Source organism: Undibacterium sp. TJN25, from assembly GCF_049339885.1.
GTDB lineage: Bacteria > Pseudomonadota > Gammaproteobacteria > Burkholderiales > Burkholderiaceae_D > Undibacterium.
Genome location: NZ_JBMPPM010000003.1, coordinates 99,557 through 114,909 on the forward strand (window position 1 = coordinate 99,557; position 15,353 = coordinate 114,909).

At 58.8% G+C, this 15,353-nt stretch carries 18 protein-coding genes and 1 pseudogene; 8 read left to right on the forward strand and 11 right to left on the reverse strand.

Annotation, left to right across the window (positions count from 1 at the left end):
- Position 1 precedes the first annotated feature (1 nt).
- Complete coding sequence (locus ACO0LO_RS07445) at positions 2-739, reverse strand: metallophosphoesterase family protein (RefSeq protein ID WP_422963580.1); 738 nt, start codon at positions 737-739, stop codon at positions 2-4.
- Positions 740-775: 36 nt separating this feature from the next.
- Positions 776-1,246 carry an SgcJ/EcaC family oxidoreductase gene (locus tag ACO0LO_RS07450; protein ID WP_422963581.1) on the reverse strand — a complete coding sequence of 157 codons (471 nt, stop codon included), beginning with the start codon at positions 1,244-1,246 and terminating at the stop codon, positions 776-778.
- Positions 1,247-1,381: 135 nt separating this feature from the next.
- On the opposite strand from ACO0LO_RS07450, the gene ACO0LO_RS07455 reads away from it, so the two are divergent.
- Both ACO0LO_RS07455 and ACO0LO_RS07460 read left to right on the forward strand, forming a co-directional pair.
- Entirely contained in the window at positions 1,382-1,837 is a 456-nt protein-coding gene (locus ACO0LO_RS07455; RefSeq protein ID WP_422963582.1) for a hypothetical protein, read from the forward strand.
- A gap of 131 nt (positions 1,838-1,968) precedes the next feature.
- Complete coding sequence (locus ACO0LO_RS07460; protein ID WP_422963583.1) at positions 1,969-2,805, forward strand: HDOD domain-containing protein; 837 nt, start codon at positions 1,969-1,971, stop codon at positions 2,803-2,805.
- Between the two features lie 32 nt (positions 2,806-2,837).
- On the opposite strand, the gene ACO0LO_RS07465 is transcribed toward ACO0LO_RS07460, so the two are convergent.
- The 5 genes from ACO0LO_RS07465 to ACO0LO_RS07485 all read right to left on the reverse strand — a co-directional run bounded on the left by ACO0LO_RS07465 (position 2,838) and on the right by ACO0LO_RS07485 (position 7,605).
- Complete coding sequence (locus tag ACO0LO_RS07465; RefSeq protein ID WP_422963584.1) at positions 2,838-5,018, reverse strand: ATP-binding protein; 2,181 nt, start codon at positions 5,016-5,018, stop codon at positions 2,838-2,840.
- Positions 5,019-5,184: 166 nt separating this feature from the next.
- Positions 5,185-5,409 (reverse strand): SlyX family protein, encoded by a 225-nt coding sequence (locus ACO0LO_RS07470; protein WP_422963585.1) that lies wholly within the window; start codon positions 5,407-5,409, stop codon positions 5,185-5,187.
- Positions 5,406-5,927, reverse strand: a complete 522-nt coding sequence (locus ACO0LO_RS07475; RefSeq protein WP_422963586.1) for a hypothetical protein — start codon at positions 5,925-5,927, stop codon at positions 5,406-5,408. Before ACO0LO_RS07475 ends, ACO0LO_RS07470 begins: the two co-directional genes overlap by 4 nt.
- Positions 5,928-6,233: 306 nt before the next feature.
- Positions 6,234-6,563, reverse strand: coding sequence for a hypothetical protein (locus ACO0LO_RS07480; RefSeq protein ID WP_422963587.1), 330 nt, complete (start codon positions 6,561-6,563; stop codon positions 6,234-6,236).
- Between the two features lie 475 nt (positions 6,564-7,038).
- Complete coding sequence (locus tag ACO0LO_RS07485) at positions 7,039-7,605, reverse strand: putative metalloprotease CJM1_0395 family protein (RefSeq protein WP_422963588.1); 567 nt, start codon at positions 7,603-7,605, stop codon at positions 7,039-7,041.
- Between the two features lie 243 nt (positions 7,606-7,848).
- On the opposite strand from ACO0LO_RS07485, the gene ACO0LO_RS07490 reads away from it, so the two are divergent.
- Entirely contained in the window at positions 7,849-8,577 is a 729-nt protein-coding gene (locus ACO0LO_RS07490) for a GNAT family N-acetyltransferase (RefSeq protein WP_422963589.1), read from the forward strand.
- Positions 8,574-9,188 (forward strand): annotated as a pseudogene (locus ACO0LO_RS07495) (GNAT family N-acetyltransferase). Before ACO0LO_RS07490 ends, ACO0LO_RS07495 begins: the two are co-directional and overlap by 4 nt.
- A gap of 69 nt (positions 9,189-9,257) precedes the next feature.
- On the opposite strand, the gene ACO0LO_RS07500 reads toward ACO0LO_RS07495, so the two are convergent.
- Positions 9,258-9,389, reverse strand: a complete 132-nt coding sequence (locus tag ACO0LO_RS07500) for a hypothetical protein (RefSeq protein ID WP_422963590.1) — start codon at positions 9,387-9,389, stop codon at positions 9,258-9,260.
- Positions 9,390-9,490: 101 nt separating this feature from the next.
- Here ACO0LO_RS07500 and ACO0LO_RS07505 point away from each other — a divergent pair, with 101 nt between their 5' ends.
- The 4 genes from ACO0LO_RS07505 to ACO0LO_RS07520 all read left to right on the forward strand — a co-directional run bounded on the left by ACO0LO_RS07505 (position 9,491) and on the right by ACO0LO_RS07520 (position 13,391).
- Positions 9,491-10,081, forward strand: a complete 591-nt coding sequence (locus ACO0LO_RS07505; RefSeq protein ID WP_422963591.1) for a gamma carbonic anhydrase family protein — start codon at positions 9,491-9,493, stop codon at positions 10,079-10,081.
- Between the two features lie 21 nt (positions 10,082-10,102).
- The gene (locus ACO0LO_RS07510) at positions 10,103-11,092 is read left to right on the forward strand and encodes a type II secretion system F family protein (RefSeq protein ID WP_422963592.1); all 990 of its coding nucleotides are present in this window, start codon (positions 10,103-10,105) and stop codon (positions 11,090-11,092) included.
- Between the two features lie 126 nt (positions 11,093-11,218).
- On the forward strand, positions 11,219-12,352 hold the full coding sequence (locus ACO0LO_RS07515; RefSeq protein WP_422963593.1) for an HDOD domain-containing protein: 1,134 nt from the start codon (positions 11,219-11,221) through the stop codon (positions 12,350-12,352).
- Between the two features lie 184 nt (positions 12,353-12,536).
- A complete protein-coding gene (locus ACO0LO_RS07520) occupies positions 12,537-13,391 on the forward strand; it encodes a hypothetical protein (RefSeq protein ID WP_422963594.1) in 855 nt (284 codons plus the stop codon).
- Positions 13,392-13,575: 184 nt separating this feature from the next.
- Here ACO0LO_RS07520 and ACO0LO_RS07525 read toward each other — a convergent pair whose 3' ends face one another.
- The 3 genes from ACO0LO_RS07525 to ACO0LO_RS07535 all read right to left on the reverse strand — a co-directional run bounded on the left by ACO0LO_RS07525 (position 13,576) and on the right by ACO0LO_RS07535 (position 15,233).
- Complete coding sequence (locus ACO0LO_RS07525) at positions 13,576-13,893, reverse strand: hypothetical protein (RefSeq protein ID WP_422963595.1); 318 nt, start codon at positions 13,891-13,893, stop codon at positions 13,576-13,578.
- Positions 13,894-14,117: 224 nt separating this feature from the next.
- A complete protein-coding gene (locus ACO0LO_RS07530) occupies positions 14,118-14,531 on the reverse strand; it encodes a VOC family protein (protein WP_422963596.1) in 414 nt (137 codons plus the stop codon).
- Between the two features lie 393 nt (positions 14,532-14,924).
- Positions 14,925-15,233, reverse strand: a complete 309-nt coding sequence (locus ACO0LO_RS07535; protein WP_422963597.1) for a hypothetical protein — start codon at positions 15,231-15,233, stop codon at positions 14,925-14,927.
- Positions 15,234-15,353: the final 120 nt, after the last annotated feature.

Below are 15,353 nucleotides of genomic sequence, written 5' to 3' on the forward strand. Positions count from 1 at the left end.
TTCAAGCATAGCCGGTGAGCAGCCAGCGCTGCCAGTCCGGCCTGTTCCTGAGCAGCGCGGCGTCTGCGGCGGCCCGGTAATCATAGGCAACGCTGTGCAGCGCCGCTGTCCAGTTGCCGTCGATATTCTCTATGATTGCGTAGCGGGCATCGGTGGTGCCGTTTTCCATCACGTGCGGGTAAGGATGCTCGTCGCTGTACGCCTGCAAACCCACGCTGCCGGGGTTCACGATCAATGTGCCGCTGCTGGAACGCATAACGTGCGGCACATGCGTATGGCCGCAGGCAACGACCCTGGCGCGGATATCGCCGAGCCGCTCATCCACCTCGGCCAGTGACGCCAGCCGCACGCCTTGCGGCTCCAGGGTTTCCAGAAAATACACTAGGTCGGTTGTCGGCGTGCCGTGGCACAGGAACACCTCGTCATCCAGCCACAGCGTGCCGGGCAGGCCGCGCAGCCAGTCCATGATATCCGGCGTCAGCGTGGACAAGGCGTAGCGGTCGGATTCGCCGCCGCGCCCGGGCTTGAATTCCAGTATCTGCCTTTCGTGGTTACCCGCCAGCTGCAGCCAGTCCTGCTGCATCAGGAATTCCGCCGTTTCGCGCGGGAACAGCGGGCCGGACAGGCTGTCGCCCAGGTTGACAATGCGATCTACCTGACGGCGAGAAATATCCTGCAGCACCGCCTGCAAGGCGGGCAGGTTGCCGTGGATGTCGGACAGCAGGGCGATACGCGTCATGATAGTTTCCTTTATATCCGGCGTAGTATGGTTTGCTCAATGCACGTTAAGGTGCATGGCATCCTTCAGTTCGGCCGTCATCTGCTGCACCAGTTCAGGCCGTCCATGCAGGGCCGCCGGCGTGTTCTGCAGCTGGCTGATGCGCCACTGGCCATCGCACAATTGCGCGACGATGGTTTGCACCGCGTTCAGCGAGGGCTCCAGCTCGGATTTGCCCGGCGGCGCCATGCCGGCGATGGCGCATAGCAATGCCACCTCGGGCGTCAGCAGGCGCACGCTCTTGAGTTTATGCACAAAAGGCGGTGTCGCATGCTGGGCAAAGATCTGTTGCAAGGTACTGCTGATCTCGTCCTGGCCGCTCATCTGGCTGCCGTCAAATCCTATGCTGATGCCGTCGGGCGCAAATTGCGCCGCCATCAGCGCGGCATCGCGCGTGTTCCATCCTTCCAGCATGCGCCGATAAAGCGCGTACACCTGTGCATGCATCTGCTGCTCGCTGTCTTTCATCTGCTGTCTCCCGCACTGATATCAGTACTACTGTCCATGCTTACAATTGTAAGCCCGGCGTTACATACCGTCACCGAAATCCGGTGGCGGCGTCCTATAATCAATATATATTGATCATTCACTACTGGAGAAACCATGCGTGCGCTGCTAAACAAGACCGGACTGAAACTGGCCATTGCGGTTCCGGCAATCCTGGCTGTGGCTGCCTGCGGCACGGCGCCGCTATCGTACCTGGACGGCAGGCTGCAGCCTGTTTCACGGATGGAAAACAATACCTATAGCGTCAGGGTCATCTCCATCGACGGTGACTATTCACTGCAAAACCCCAGACCGGTAGGCCCTGGCCTGCATACCCTGGTCGTGTCCGCGGCGCCGGGCCGGGGCGCCCGCAATGTCGATCCGCAAACCTTCACTTTCGCAGTGGAACCCTGCACGCGTTATTTCCTCGGCGCCAAACGCAGCTCCAAAATGGCGGCTGGCTGGGACCTGTCTGTTGAGGACAAGGAAGCTGTCAGCGGCTGCGATCCTGCAAAAGAGTTAGCGAAAAGCAAGGCCGAGCAGACTTCGCAGCTGGTTCCCGGCCAGTCCTGAACGGCAAAGAACCGCAAAGGCCCGTCTGCTTATAAGCCCGGTGTTGTTTTTGCCGGGCTGGCGGCAATAATATCGGTTCTGCCGAGTTGTACCTTTAGCTACTTCGGGCGTGCAAGGGTATAATTTTTTGCATGAACAGAGTCGAAGCCTTTAAAAGCATAGCGGAACAGGCCAGCCGGGGAGAGTTGATTTTCCCGACCAACGTCGCGGCGTCCCTCAAGATAAAAAAGGCGATCGACGATCCCGATTGCAGCCTGGAAACAGCCAGCAGGCTGATCCTCACCGAGCCTTTGCTGGCGGCACGCGTCGTCGCCGTTGCCAATTCTGTTGCCTACAACAGTTTCGGCGGCGCGGTTGCCAATGTACGCACCGCGATTCCGCTGCTGGGTTTCCGCACCTTGCACTCCATTGTTGCCTCGGTCGTGGTGCGCCAGATAAGCGGCATGATCATTGATCCTGCACTGAGCGCAAAAGCACAGAAACTGTGGGAGCATACCGCGCACGTGGCGGCGCTGGCGCATGTGATTGCACGCCGGGTCAGCCATGTGGACCCGGATACGGCGATGTTTGCGGGTGTCGTACATGAAGTCAGCGGGTTTTACCTGCTGTCGCGCGCCGACCATTTCCCGGGCCTGCTGGATGGCGAGCTGGAAGAAGCGGCCGCCGCCTTTGAATCCACGATAGGACGCGCCGTACTGACCAAGCTGCTGATCCCCAAGCCGGTGTCGGCCGCCGTTGAGTCGCTGTGGTATGGCCTGCGCGTGATGCCGCCGGAAACCCTGGGCGATACGCTGATCCTGGCCAATGACCTGGCCAAGGTAGCGTCGCCGCTGGATCTGCGCTCGCCAACCACGATACAGCAGGAAGCGTCTGAAATCGACTTTGCCATCGGCGACGGCACGCTGGCCAGCATCCTGCAGGAGTCGGCGGAGGAAGTACGCTCGCTGACGCAGGCCTTGTTAGGCTAGACTAGAAAAGCCGGACGGCCAGACCCGGCCATCTAGCCTTTCAATTCCAGATCCGCCTCAAACTCTTCGTCCGCCGGCGCCCTGTCCGGCGCCTTGCACGGCAGCACCAGCTCGAAACAGGTGCCGCGTCCGCCTTCGCTGCTGACTTTGATGCTGCCGCCCAGTACCCGCGTGACCAGGTTATACACAATGTTCAGGCCCAGTCCGCTGCCGCCATGGCCCAGCCTTGTCGTAAAGAAGGGGTCGAAGATGCGCGGCAGGTTGGCCTCGGCAATACCCTGGCCGTTGTCGCGGAACAGCAGCCTGACGCTGCCTTCCTCAGTCGGCCCGTCCGCCAGGCTGACCTGGATTTCACCGCCGACGCTGTGCTCAAAGCCGTGCGTGATCGCATTCGTCGTCAGGTTGGTGATGACCTGCACCAACGGCCCTGGATAACTGTCCATCAGCAGGCCTTGCGGCAGCGCGTTGATGAAGCGGCAGCCGGCTTTGTTCAGCATGGGGCTGAGCGCCACCTGGCTCTCATGCACGGTTTCCCGCAGATCAAACGTGCGGCGCTGGTCGCTGCTCTGGTCCACCGCAATCTGCTTGAAGCTGTGCACCAATTCCGCAGCGCGCTTCAGGTTGCGCTGCAGGATCTGCGTGCCGTCGCGCAGCGTATCGAGGAAATGGCTGAGCACGCTGCGCCGCAATCCTGCTTTTATTTGTTCCTCAAATTCGATCTGCTGGGTTTCCACGGTGCTGGCAATCAGCACGCAATTGCCGATGGGCGTATTCAGCTCATGCGACACGCCGGCGACCAGCGCGCCCAGCGCAGACAATTTTTCACTTTGCACCAGTTGCGCCTGCGTTGCGCGCAGCCGCTGCAGTAGCGCGCTCATCTCGTCATTGGCCTGTTCCAGCTCCTGCGTGCGCTCGATGATTCTGTCTTCCAGGTCCTGGTTCGCCTCTTCCATGGCATTCCTGGCTTGCAACAGCAGCAGGCGCATGCGCTCCTGCGCTTCGGTCAGGTGCACGATCTCGCGGAAGCGCGCATCCACGCTGACCGGTTCGTCCAGCTGCATGCTGCCTATGCGCGTGCTTTCCTCGGCCAGCCTCTGCAAAGGCTGGCGCACGCAATTGACAATGTGCCGCGCGACGATGGCGCTGACGATGACCACTGCAGCCAGCGCCAGCAGCGCCGACCAGATCAGTTGCTGCGAGATTGACGAAAAATCCGATGCAGGCGCAATCGCGACGATCGTCAGCGCCTGCCGGCCTATGTTCAGCGGCCGCACCGAACCTATCCAGGCTTGGCCTTCCTCATCGTTGAAACGGATTGCCGCATGCCCTTGGCCCTGGTTCTTCCACACGTCCAGCGCCGCCTGCACCTTGCCCAGCCCGATCTCCTGCGGCTTCTTCAGCACATAGTCGCGCAATGCTTCTTCGCTCGCAAACGCCGGCAAATGCGGCAGGCCTATCAGTTTTCCGCTTTCCGTCAGTAGCGCGACATAGCCTGTTTTGCCCACTTGCAGGCTGCGCGTCAGGCGCGAGATATCGGCCAGCGTCATGTCGAAATCGATGACGTGGGCTACATCGGAATTGGGATTGGGATTGCGCCAATGGGCGGACGCGGATATTGCCAGCTCGCCGGTGGACACCAGCGTATACGGCTCCGACCAGTGGATATCGTCCGCGGATTTGCCTTCCATCGCGCCCTGATACCAGGGCCGCTTGCGCGGATCGTAGTCGCGCACCTTCCACTCGGTAGCGGGCGGTAGATCGTCTTTCCATTCCTGCCATTGCTGGCGGTTGCCCCATTCGGCGACGCGGGTCAGCCGGTTTTTCCAGCCGTTGGGCGTCCTGATCAGCAGGATTTCTTCGCCCAGCTGGTTGGCGGTGACAATGGAAGAAATGAAAGCGGTGTTGCGCACGAGCGGCGCCATCAGACGGTTGAAGCCTTCGACATCTCTTTCATTGTAAAGGCCGCCCTGGCCCCAGGCCAGGCTTTGCCGCAGGATGCGCTCCACCGGGTTGAACTGGGATTCCAGTTTGTTCTGCACCTTCTGGATAGCCTCGCCCTGTGTGGTTTCCGCCAGCGCATTGACGAGCGGCCGCTCATGCAAAAAGTAGAATAAGGGAGCGACAATTGCCGCCAGCAGCAGCACCAGGCCGACAATCTGCAAGGTCAGCTGCCAACTCAAGCTGGGCAAGGGCTTCTGCCGATTTAACAACATCGATCTGTTTCCTCCCTGAGGTATGGCTGTCGCCGCTTATCAAGCGGCGCGCATGCGCGTCAGCATTCGTTTTGCTTCACGTGGTTCTACTATGCTACAGATCGGGAAGGCAGGAAAGCCAAGACTGACGTGCGGCAACAATATTGCCACATCCGTAGCCGGCCGGTCAGTAATGCGGCGGACGTTCGTCCGGCGGCCTTTGCCCAGCGGAGCCGGCTGCCAGCGCGGCCATGTCCTTGATGCGTCCTGCCAGCGCCGTGCACAGCGCTTCGAGTTCATCCAATTTCTTTTGCTGCCGGTATACGGTCTGGTTCAGGCTATCCAGCAGGTCTTCCTGCTGGGATATCTTGATCTCCATATTGACCATACGGTCTTCTTCCTCGTGGTTCAAGCTTGGTTCTCCGTTTTTTGCGATGGGGCCTGCGATTTGCTCCAGCGCAGTATGCCCGAAGAATACACGGGATAGTAGCAAAAAACGATACCCATGATCAGGGTAGTGACGGGATTGATACCGAAATCGTCGGCGCGCGAATCCAGCCCTCCGGACGTATACAACTGCATGAAACGGTAGCCCATGCGGCCGACGAACAGCAGCATCAGACTGACGCCGATGTGGAAGTTAGGCGTATAGAACAGGCCGTCGGCGCCGGATTCATAACGGGTCAGTTTAAGGCCCCAGAAGGCCAGCGCGGCTCCCAGCACGCCGCCGAGCAGCAGGCATTCAAACGACGGCGCATCCCTGAGAGCGCCAACGCCGATCAGGATGAACACCAGCGGAAACAGCAGCATCGACATCCATAGCCTGCCGGTACGGGGCGTCTGCCTGCCGACCAGCTTGCGGTAGCGCGAATACAGCCGCCAGCCGATGAAAGGCACCAGCAGTAATGGCACGAAGGTGGGAAGGGCCATGGAAACTCCTGCGTGAAAAGAGAAGAGGGAGGACAGGCAGCCATCTTATCAGATGGCTTGCGCGTTTTAGGAGAATCCGGAATTGATTGCAGCCGAAGGCTTAGGGGTACACGGCTTGAAAAATTCGCCTGTGCGGCATCGGCCTATGCCTTTGCCTCATTTGCTTCTGCATCCTCAGTCAGTCTCGTGAACCGGCTTATGCGGCGCCTGGCGCCCGGCAATGATGCAGAAGTATGTCGCGTTGTTTTTGTATTGTTTTGTATTACTGATGCTGTATTACTTGTTTCTGCGAAGAACCAGGCCTGCTTAACCGGCTTTTTGCGCGCTGCGTGCGGCACGTTTGGCAAGCAGTTGCTGCATGCGCTGGTCTTCATCGGCCATGGCCTGTTTTTCTTCGGCTGTCAGGCGCTTGGCGGTCAGCACGACGGTGTGCACATAATCGGGCTGCTGCATGTCATAGGCCAGTTTTTCTTCTGCCGTCATGCGTTTTCCTACGATGGTGACAGTAGGGATCTGTTCTGCGGCAGCCGTCTGTATGCCGGCGCTGCCATGGAAGGCGCTGGCGGTGACCAATACTGCGCCGGCGACGATGCCTGCGAGGACGGGGCCGAACTGGAATTTGCTGGAGGTTTTCATTTCCGTTTCCTTTTGTGGATGCTGCTGTAAGGGATACTGCTGATGAACGCTACGAAGTCTGTGCTGCAAGGCTGGTACTTCGATGTTGCCACTTTAGGCAAAGCAGCCCGCACTCGCCAGCGGCATGCGATGAAACGTAAAAATGCGGGGATGAAGATGAAAAAGCGCGCGCCAGACCGTAGCGGAGCATGCATACCAGCAGCGCCTGCAAACCCCGGTGGTATGGCGGACAGCGCGGACGGACACGGGCGGACGGCGGACAGCCATGGCAGCAGCAGGCATCTGTACAAGACTGGTATCTGCGTGGAAAAAGAATATGCTCTGGAAGAGGGCACCAACGCGGCAAAAGCTGCGGAAGTTTTCATGAAGTTGAACGCGCTGAAAAAATACAATCCAAATTATTTCAGCCGGGAAAAAAAGAATGCCGCGCCTGTCTGCCTGCCCCCTGTAATAAACTGCTCTGAGGCACAATACTTCAGGCGTAGTTGTCTACGCGGCTGCCGCTGTGCGAAGTACCGGTGCCGGCGGAATACGCGCCGGCCAGTTTGGCTTGCTGCTGCTGGGCCTGCTGTTGCTGCAACTCCGCTGAAGCTTGCTGCGCCATCTGCCTGGCTTCTGCCGCCACCGCCAGGTCCGGCCCGGAAGGGTCGGCCGGCGCCAGCGCCGCGGCTTCTATGATCCTGGCCTTGGCGATGGTATCTTCCGGCGTGCGGCCAGGCGACACATCGATATGCACCTCGCCGCCTATCGCATAGCTGACGCCGTCCGGCCCTTTTTCATACGAAAACGTCGGCCCTCCGGTGGCCAGCCCGCCGGCCGCCGCCAGATGGGCCTGCTCATGATTCCGCACATCGCGGTCGCGCGCCTGCAGTTTGCGCAACTGGGCCAGCGCCTCGTCGCTAAGCTTGACGGTGGTGCCGCTCTTGGCCGCACCGGTGTCCTCCGCAGAACCCGTAGCGGCCTTGGGAGCGTCGGCAACAGCCTTGCCGGCTACCGCAGCAGCAGCAGTGCCGGAAGCAGCGGCAGGAAGGGCAAGCGTCACACTCATCGATGCGAAATTAAAATCAGACAGAGTTTTTATAATAGGCGCTGAGGTTTGCTATTGAAAGAGCAATTTCCCCTAACATTGTTGCTAATGTGCATTACAGCAGGTATTTGCAGTTAAAAATAAGCATCCGCAAGTGCAAGCTCCCGCATTGGCTTTTTCAATTTTCTATTTATTGGCCCTTTTGCCAAGCCAAGTTTGCCCCTATGCTGGCTAATCATCACAACAATGAAATCAGGCATGACACACATACTCAATCCGCTTGGCCAGCCTATAGGCCTTCCTCTTGCCAGCTGGAGCCCGCGCGAGTTGCCGCCGGCGACCGTAATGGCCGGCCGTTATTGCCGCATCGAAGTGCTGGATGTGGAACGCCATGCGGAACAGCTGTTCCGCGCCAATAGCGATGATACCGACGGCAGCCACTGGACTTACCTGATGGCGGAGCCGCCGGCCGATTTCAACGCCTACCGGCAATGGCTGCTGGGCGTCAGCGGCCTGGCGGACCCGATGCTGCATGCGATCATCGACCAGGCCAGCGGCCAGGCGCTGGGCGTCGCTGCTTTCATGCGCATAGACCGCAATTCTGGCGTCATCGAGGTCGGCAATATCAATTTTTCTCCGCGCCTGCAACGCACGCGTGCATCCACCGAAGCAATGTTCCTGATGATGCGCAGGGTTTTCGATGAACTGGGCTACCGCCGTTATGAATGGAAGTGCGACAGCCTGAACGCACCGTCGCGTGCCGCGGCTTTGCGTTACGGCTTCCAGTTTGAAGGCATATTCCGGCAGGCAGTGGTGCTCAAGCAGCGCAACCGCGATACCGCATGGTTCTCGATGCTGGACAGCGAATGGGCGCAGCTGAAGCAGGCGTATGAACAATGGCTGAACCCGGATAATTTTGATGCAGGAGGCCAGCAAAAACGCAGCCTGGGCGAACTGAAACAGGCTGTCGGCGCAGGGCGGGCATGACGCAGGAAGCCTCTCACCCGGACCAGCTTGTGCTGTCGGGCGAGCTGGTGGAACTCCAGCCCCTGCAGCAGCATCACGCGCAGGCCTTGGTAACCGCCGCATCCGACGGCCGGCTGTGGGAAATGAAGCTGACCGTTATCCCCGGCCCGGACACCGTGCATCAATACATTGCAACGGCGCTAGCCGGGCGGCAAGCCGGCACGGTAATGCCCTTTGTGATTGTTGACCGCCGTAAGGGCGAAATCGCAGGCAGCACACGCTTCTGGAAGATCGATGCAGCCAACCGCAAGATGGAAATCGGCCATACCTGGCTCAGTGCATAGATGCAGAGATCCGGCATCAATACCGAAGCGAAATACCTGCTGCTGTGTCATGCGTTTGAGGCAATGCAGGCAGTGCGCGTACAGTTCACAACCGACGAACTGAATGAAAAATCGAAGGCGGCCATCCTGCGCATAGGCGCTACGCTGGAAGGCATTGTCCGCAATGAGAGGATCATGCCGGACGGCCGCAAGCGCAACTCGGCGCGCTTCAGCATCATCGATATCGAATGGCAGCAGATAAAAGCGTTGTTGCTGGAAAAACTCGCACGCGGCGCGCAGGAAAACTAAAAACTACCAGCTTTTATCGCGCTCCATTTCACTGGTGCAGCCCGAACCTGCTGCGGTAATCACCAGGCGTCAGCTGATTGCGCCGTTTGAATATCTTGCTGAACGTGGAAACGTCGCCATAGCCGCCACGGGCGGAATCTCTTCCTGCAACAGCAGCGTCATTTCCAGCAGCGCCTGGCTGGCGCGGTTGCCGTCCATCACTTCGTGCACGTGTGCGAGAAGGGCAGGCGCGCATAGCGACGTATCCAGCCGATAGGCCGCCTGTAGTATCCTTGGCAGACCAAAACAATAAGGAGACAGGCATGGCAGTCATAGGACCGGACGTCACGCTGCACAACGCAGCCTATGTGCACGAAACCGCCCATCTGTACGGCAAGGTGACGGTGCACGAAAATGCATCGATCTGGATCAACGTGGTGGCACGGGCAGAGCACAAGGAGATTGTGGTCGGTGCCTATACCAATATCCAGGATTTCGTCATGCTGCATATCGGCGACCAGACGCCGACGCTGATCGGCAGCCACTGCTCCATCACGCACCACTGCACGATACACGGCTGCACGATAGGGGATAACTGCCTGATCGGCATCAACTCGACGATCATGGACGGCTGTGTCATCGGCGACAACTGCATCATCGCCGGCCACAGCTTCCTGAAAGAGGGCACGGTGATACCGGCCAACTCCATCGTCATGGGCACGCCGGGCAAGGTCGTGCGCACGCAGAACAACTATGTGCGCAACCGGCTGAACGCCTATCTGTATTACCAGAATGCGCTGGCCTTTGCGCAGCAGCATTACCGCGCGTGGGAAACCCCGGAATTCCCACAGATCATCATGCAGGAAATGGCCAGGCTGCAAGCAGAACTGGACCAGCAAAGCATTATCAACTGATATAGAAATAGAGAAGCGCGTATGCAAAACCTTCGCCAGCGTCCGCTGGCCCTGACGGCAAGGACAGAGTTGTTCACGCATCTGGCGGCGATGGAAAAAGCCGGGCTTCCGGCTGACAAGGCGTATGGCCTGCTGAAGCTGCCGCCGGCGGCGCAGCCGAGGCTGGACGCGGCACGCAAGCTGATCGTGCGCGGCATCGATCCGGCCAGTGCGGGGGACAGGACGGGCCTGTTCACACCGATGGAAGTCAGTCTGCTGCGCGCCGCGCTGGCCGCAGGCAGCCCGGCGCCTGTGTACCGGCGGCTGGCGGATGCCTATGCGTATAAGCTGAAACTGGAAAAAGCGGTGAAGTCGCGCATGATGCTGCCCGCTTTCATCATGGCACTGGCGCTGTTCGTACAACCGCTGCCGAGGCTGATCACCGGCTCGCTGAGTGGCGCCGGCTACCTGAAAAGCTGCCTGCAACCGTTGCTGGTGCTGGGTCTGCTGTATTTTTTGTATGGCCAGTACCGCGACTGGCGGCAGCGTAGTGGCCCCACTGCGCCAGGGCTGGCCATGGACAGGCTGCTGACCCGCCTGCCTGTATTCGGCAACATGCATGTGCGGCGCAACGCCCGCGATTTTTTTGAAAACCTGGGCATGCTGCTGGAAGCCGGCCTGCCCATGTTTGACGCCTTGCCCAAAGCAAGCGGCGCTGTCGGCAACCATGTCATACGTGCCGACTATGAAGAAATTCTACCGCGCATGCAGCAAGGCGACACGCTGGAGCAGGCAGCATCCCGTCTGCACTACCTTGGCGACACGCACGTCATCGGCTTTATCCGCACCGGCGAGAGCAGCGGCACGTTGCCGGACATGCTGATGCGCCATAGCCGCGGCGAAAGCGAAGCGCTGGACCACTTCCAGCAGCAACTGGCGGACTGGCTGCCACGCCTGGCCTACAGCGCCGTCGCCGTATGGATGGCCTACGGCATCCTGGGCAGTACGGTATTCCGGCCTCCTGCGTTGTAATGTCGCCGCGTTGCTGTATGCCGCATGGCTATTTAAACCGAATTCTGTCAGACTGGATCCAACAAAAAAACTAACGATGCTGGCTCCGCCATAGCGGCAGCCGGCACATCTCTTTTGGGGAATACCGTGCGCAAAGCGCTGAATAATTTGCTGAAACGCTGGTTTACCCAGGCGGATACAGAGCCGCAACAAGTCGCAGCGCCCACTACACCGCAAAAGCCTGCTGAGATTCCGTCGCCCGATGCAACAGCCGTTGTTACTGCGGTAGCGCCTGCCACTATCCCTGAGCCGCTCAAGCCCGAAGCACCTGCAAAAGAACAGGAAGTATTTGTCGCATGGAAACCCCGCATTGCGGTGGACGCCATCTTCTTCGACTGGGTGATGGGCTATCCGGGCGAGGGCAGCAGCATGGAGACGGAACAAAAGATCCTGCAGGCGCTGTTTGCCTTGCTGGCGTCGGACCTGAACGATGCGGTTGTCGTGCCGCGCGTGCCGACCGTGATACCGCAGTTGCTGAACAGCCTGCGCAACAAGAGCGTATCGGCGAGTGAGCTGGCGCAGCACATAGTCAAGGATGTCGTACTGGTGGGCGAACTGATCAATGCCGTCAACAGCTCGCTGTATAACCCCGCCGACCGCATCAACAGCCTGGACAAGGCCATCATGATACTGGGCGAGGATGGCCTGCGCCTGCTGATCGCCAAGGTGGCTTTTCGCCCCATCATCAATCTCAGTTCCGGCCAGTACACGCGCCGTGCCGCGCCGCATATCTGGAACCAGTCGGAAAAATGCGCGATTGCCTGCCATCAGCTGGCCGTGGGCCAGGATCCTTTCCAGGCGTTCCTGACCGGACTGATGAAAAACGTCGGCCTCATCATCGCTTTCCGGCTGCTGGACCAGGTCTGCGAAGAACCGCGCTTTAAATATTCACGCGGCTTTTCGATGGCGTTTACGTCCGCTGCGGCAACGCTATCCTACCGCGTCGCGCAACGCTGGGGTTTCCCTGCCGAAGTCGTGCAGGCTCTGCAGCAGCAGGCCGGCGGCAGCAAAGCGCCCACCTGGGCGCCGCTAGGACATCTGCTGCACACCGCAGACCTGTTGAGCAAGATGCGCGTGCTGGTCAACCATGGCCAGCTGAAATCCGGCGACGAACACCTCAGGGTAGGCATGAGCCCGCAGGCAGCCGCCTGTTTTGATACGCTGAACGACGTCAACCTGTATGAACAGGGCGGCTCCGAACAAAAATTGCTGACGGAATAATTTTTTCACGTCCAGTTCATAAAACCACATGGAAAGGCCGCCGCTATTCCATGTGCTCCCATCGTAGGAAAAACCCCACGCCACTTTGGGAATGCACCCCATATTTCCTGAGTTAACGTCTTGCTATGCTTTCTCCCTATCCTGGCAATTTGCGCCAGGTGTCGCCTCTTCCTGGAGAATCCGTATGCAACACCCATCACCTGCCTCCTTTACCTTTGTCCGCCGCATCCTTTCACCTCGCGCCGTCCGTGTTACCTTGCACGCAGCGGCTGTGCTCGCCGCACTGGGTTCTACCGCAGGCGCAGCCTGGGCCGACCCGTCTCCCGCGCTGGACCGCTTCAGTATCTCCGCAGGCGGCTTTTATGCCGAGCCCCGCTTGCAGCTGAACGCCGATACCGCCAACGGCCGCGTCAGCACGCCGGCCTATGATGCCGAACATGTCACGATTCCGCATATCAAGGCAGATTTGCTGCTTGGCGACACCCAGGGCCTGTCACTTGACTACTTCAACTACGACAAATCGCATTCGACGGGCCTGTCGGGTGCAACGGTCATCAATGGACAACCGGTCAGCGGCAATGCACAGATCAACGCGGACATGCGGCTGGACGTGGGGCAACTGGCTTACAAATGGTGGTTCGGCAAGGGCAATGACGTATTCGGCCTTGGCGTGGGTGCCGCCTATTACCATGCGCGGCTGGGCGGCTCGGTGAGCGGCACGGTAGCGGGGGTCACCGCCACCGGCAATAGTTCAGTCAGCGAAAATGCCTTCGCCCCCTTGCTGGAACTGGGATGGCGGCACGCCTTTTCGCCCGATTTGAGGCTGTATGCGGATGCATCCGGCATCAAGAAGAATGGCGGCAACGTCAACGGCCACATCTATAGCGGTGCACTAGGGCTGGAATGGTATTTTGCGAAGAATATCGGTGTAGGCGTGGACTACGGCATTTCCAAAATCCACCTGAATCGCGATAGCGATAGTGCCGACCTGGATGTGCGCCTGACCGGGCCATCCGCCTATCTGAAAGCACGCTTCTAAGCGTAATTTGCGTGCGGTGGAGGCGGTATTTTCCTGACCGGCTTGCTGCTTCGGCGGGCACTGTCTGGCGTGCTCGCCGGTGAAGGCTGTATTGTTTTACATCTCTGTAATACGGTGCTGCTGAACTACTGAACTACTCAATTGCTTTGCGTGGCGCGCTGCGCTTTCCGCCTTATGCAGTCAATCAGGCAGAAGGCTGGCTGCGGTGCGCAGCGCTTGCTTGCACTATGTCTTGCTGGGCCATTGCCAATTTTTGTTCAGCTGTCAGGCGTTTTGCCACCATGACGACTGTTTGCGCAGTGGTGTTGGCAGTGTCGTAGGCGATTTTTTCTTCAGTACTCATGCGCTTGGCAGTGACTGTCACTGTCTGCACACCAGCGTTTGCCTGCTGGCTTGTTGTTGCCTGGTAGGCGCAACCGCTGGCCGATACTGCTACGACGATTGCTGCCACCAGGGCTGTTGCTGCGATGACGCCGGTTTTGAAGGTGTTTGCTGTTTTCATTTTATTTCCTCTTTGTCGCTGGTTGTCTGGGGTTGTTTGCGGCTTTTTGTATTCGCTTGCCGATGTATGCACTGTAGACAATCGCTCCTCTGCATGCGAGCGGCTTGCGACGAACTGCAAAAACGCGGGATCAAACGACAAAAAACGCGGCCCGGAACAGGAGCAGGAACAAAAGGAATAGCAAAGCAGGGCCTGACCGCCTCATATGCGGCGCCAAGGCGGCGCTAAGCCCAGGCGTCGTAGGAGCCGAAAGCCCATACATAGCCTTCAGGATCGCGGCAACAATAGCCGCGGCCGCCATAGGGCTTGTCTTCCAGCGCAATCAGCACTTCCGCGCCGTTCTGCACCGCATTCGCATAATGGGCGTCAACTTGCTCGACATAGACGATGATTTCGCTGGTGCCCACGCCGCCGGCTTGGCGTGGCGAGCGGCACATCTGCGGAAAAGGATAGGCTTCGGCGGATGACAGCATGATGCCTCCGTTGCCGAAAGTCAGGTGCGCGTGCGCTATGAGGCCATTTTCTCCCGGCACCACCAGCTTCTGTTCAAAACCCAGCACCCGGCACAGCCATTCTATGGCCGTGCCTGCGTCATGGTAGAGCAGGCCGGGCGTAATACTGGGAGCGGAAGTAGCCATCGCAGCCTCTCTGGTCAGTGAGCGTGGTTTCCATTATAGGCATCGGCAACAGACTGTGGCAGGCGCATGCATGGAAATGCCAAAAAAGTATCAATTAAGTATTGAATTGCTCACCGAACACAGCGAGTAGACGGCATGATGCCTGATTTACATGAAAAATTACCACATGGAATGCTTGCAAGGGGCCAGCGGATAAAACGATGAACCTGACGGCCTGGCATGGCGGAGGCGCTTACGGCTCGCCACGGTGACAAGCACAACTCAGGTGCTTGCCGGTTGACGCATTGTGCATACGGCACAAGCAGATGAAGCTGGAGTTACAGATTACGACGGATTACGGCAAATTGCGGTGGATAAGGCATTTCCGGCTGGTATGGCGAATCAAGGCGCCGCTCAGGCTGCTGGCTGGGCATGGCGCGCTGCGCTGGCTTGCAGGCGCATGTCTTCTTGCGCCATCGCCAGTTTTTGTTCCGCTGTCAGGCGTTTGGCAACCATGACGACTGTTTGCGCTGTGGTGTTGGCAGTGTCGTAAGCAATTTTCTCGTCTGTTGTCATGCGTTTGGCTGTGACGGTCACTGTTTGCACGCTGGTGCTGGCTTGCTGCTGCGCTGTAGCCTGATAGGCGCAACCGCTGGCAAAGAGTGCTGTCACCAGTGCGCTTGCCAGGATGATGCCGGATGTGAAGGTGTTTGCTGTTTTCATTTTGTTTGCCTCTGTCTTCTGGTTTGTCGGGTTTTCGGCGGCTTTATCTGTTTGCCGATGTTGGTACTGTAGTCAAAGCCTGCGCTGCTTGCGAGCGGCTTGCGACGAACTGCAAAAACG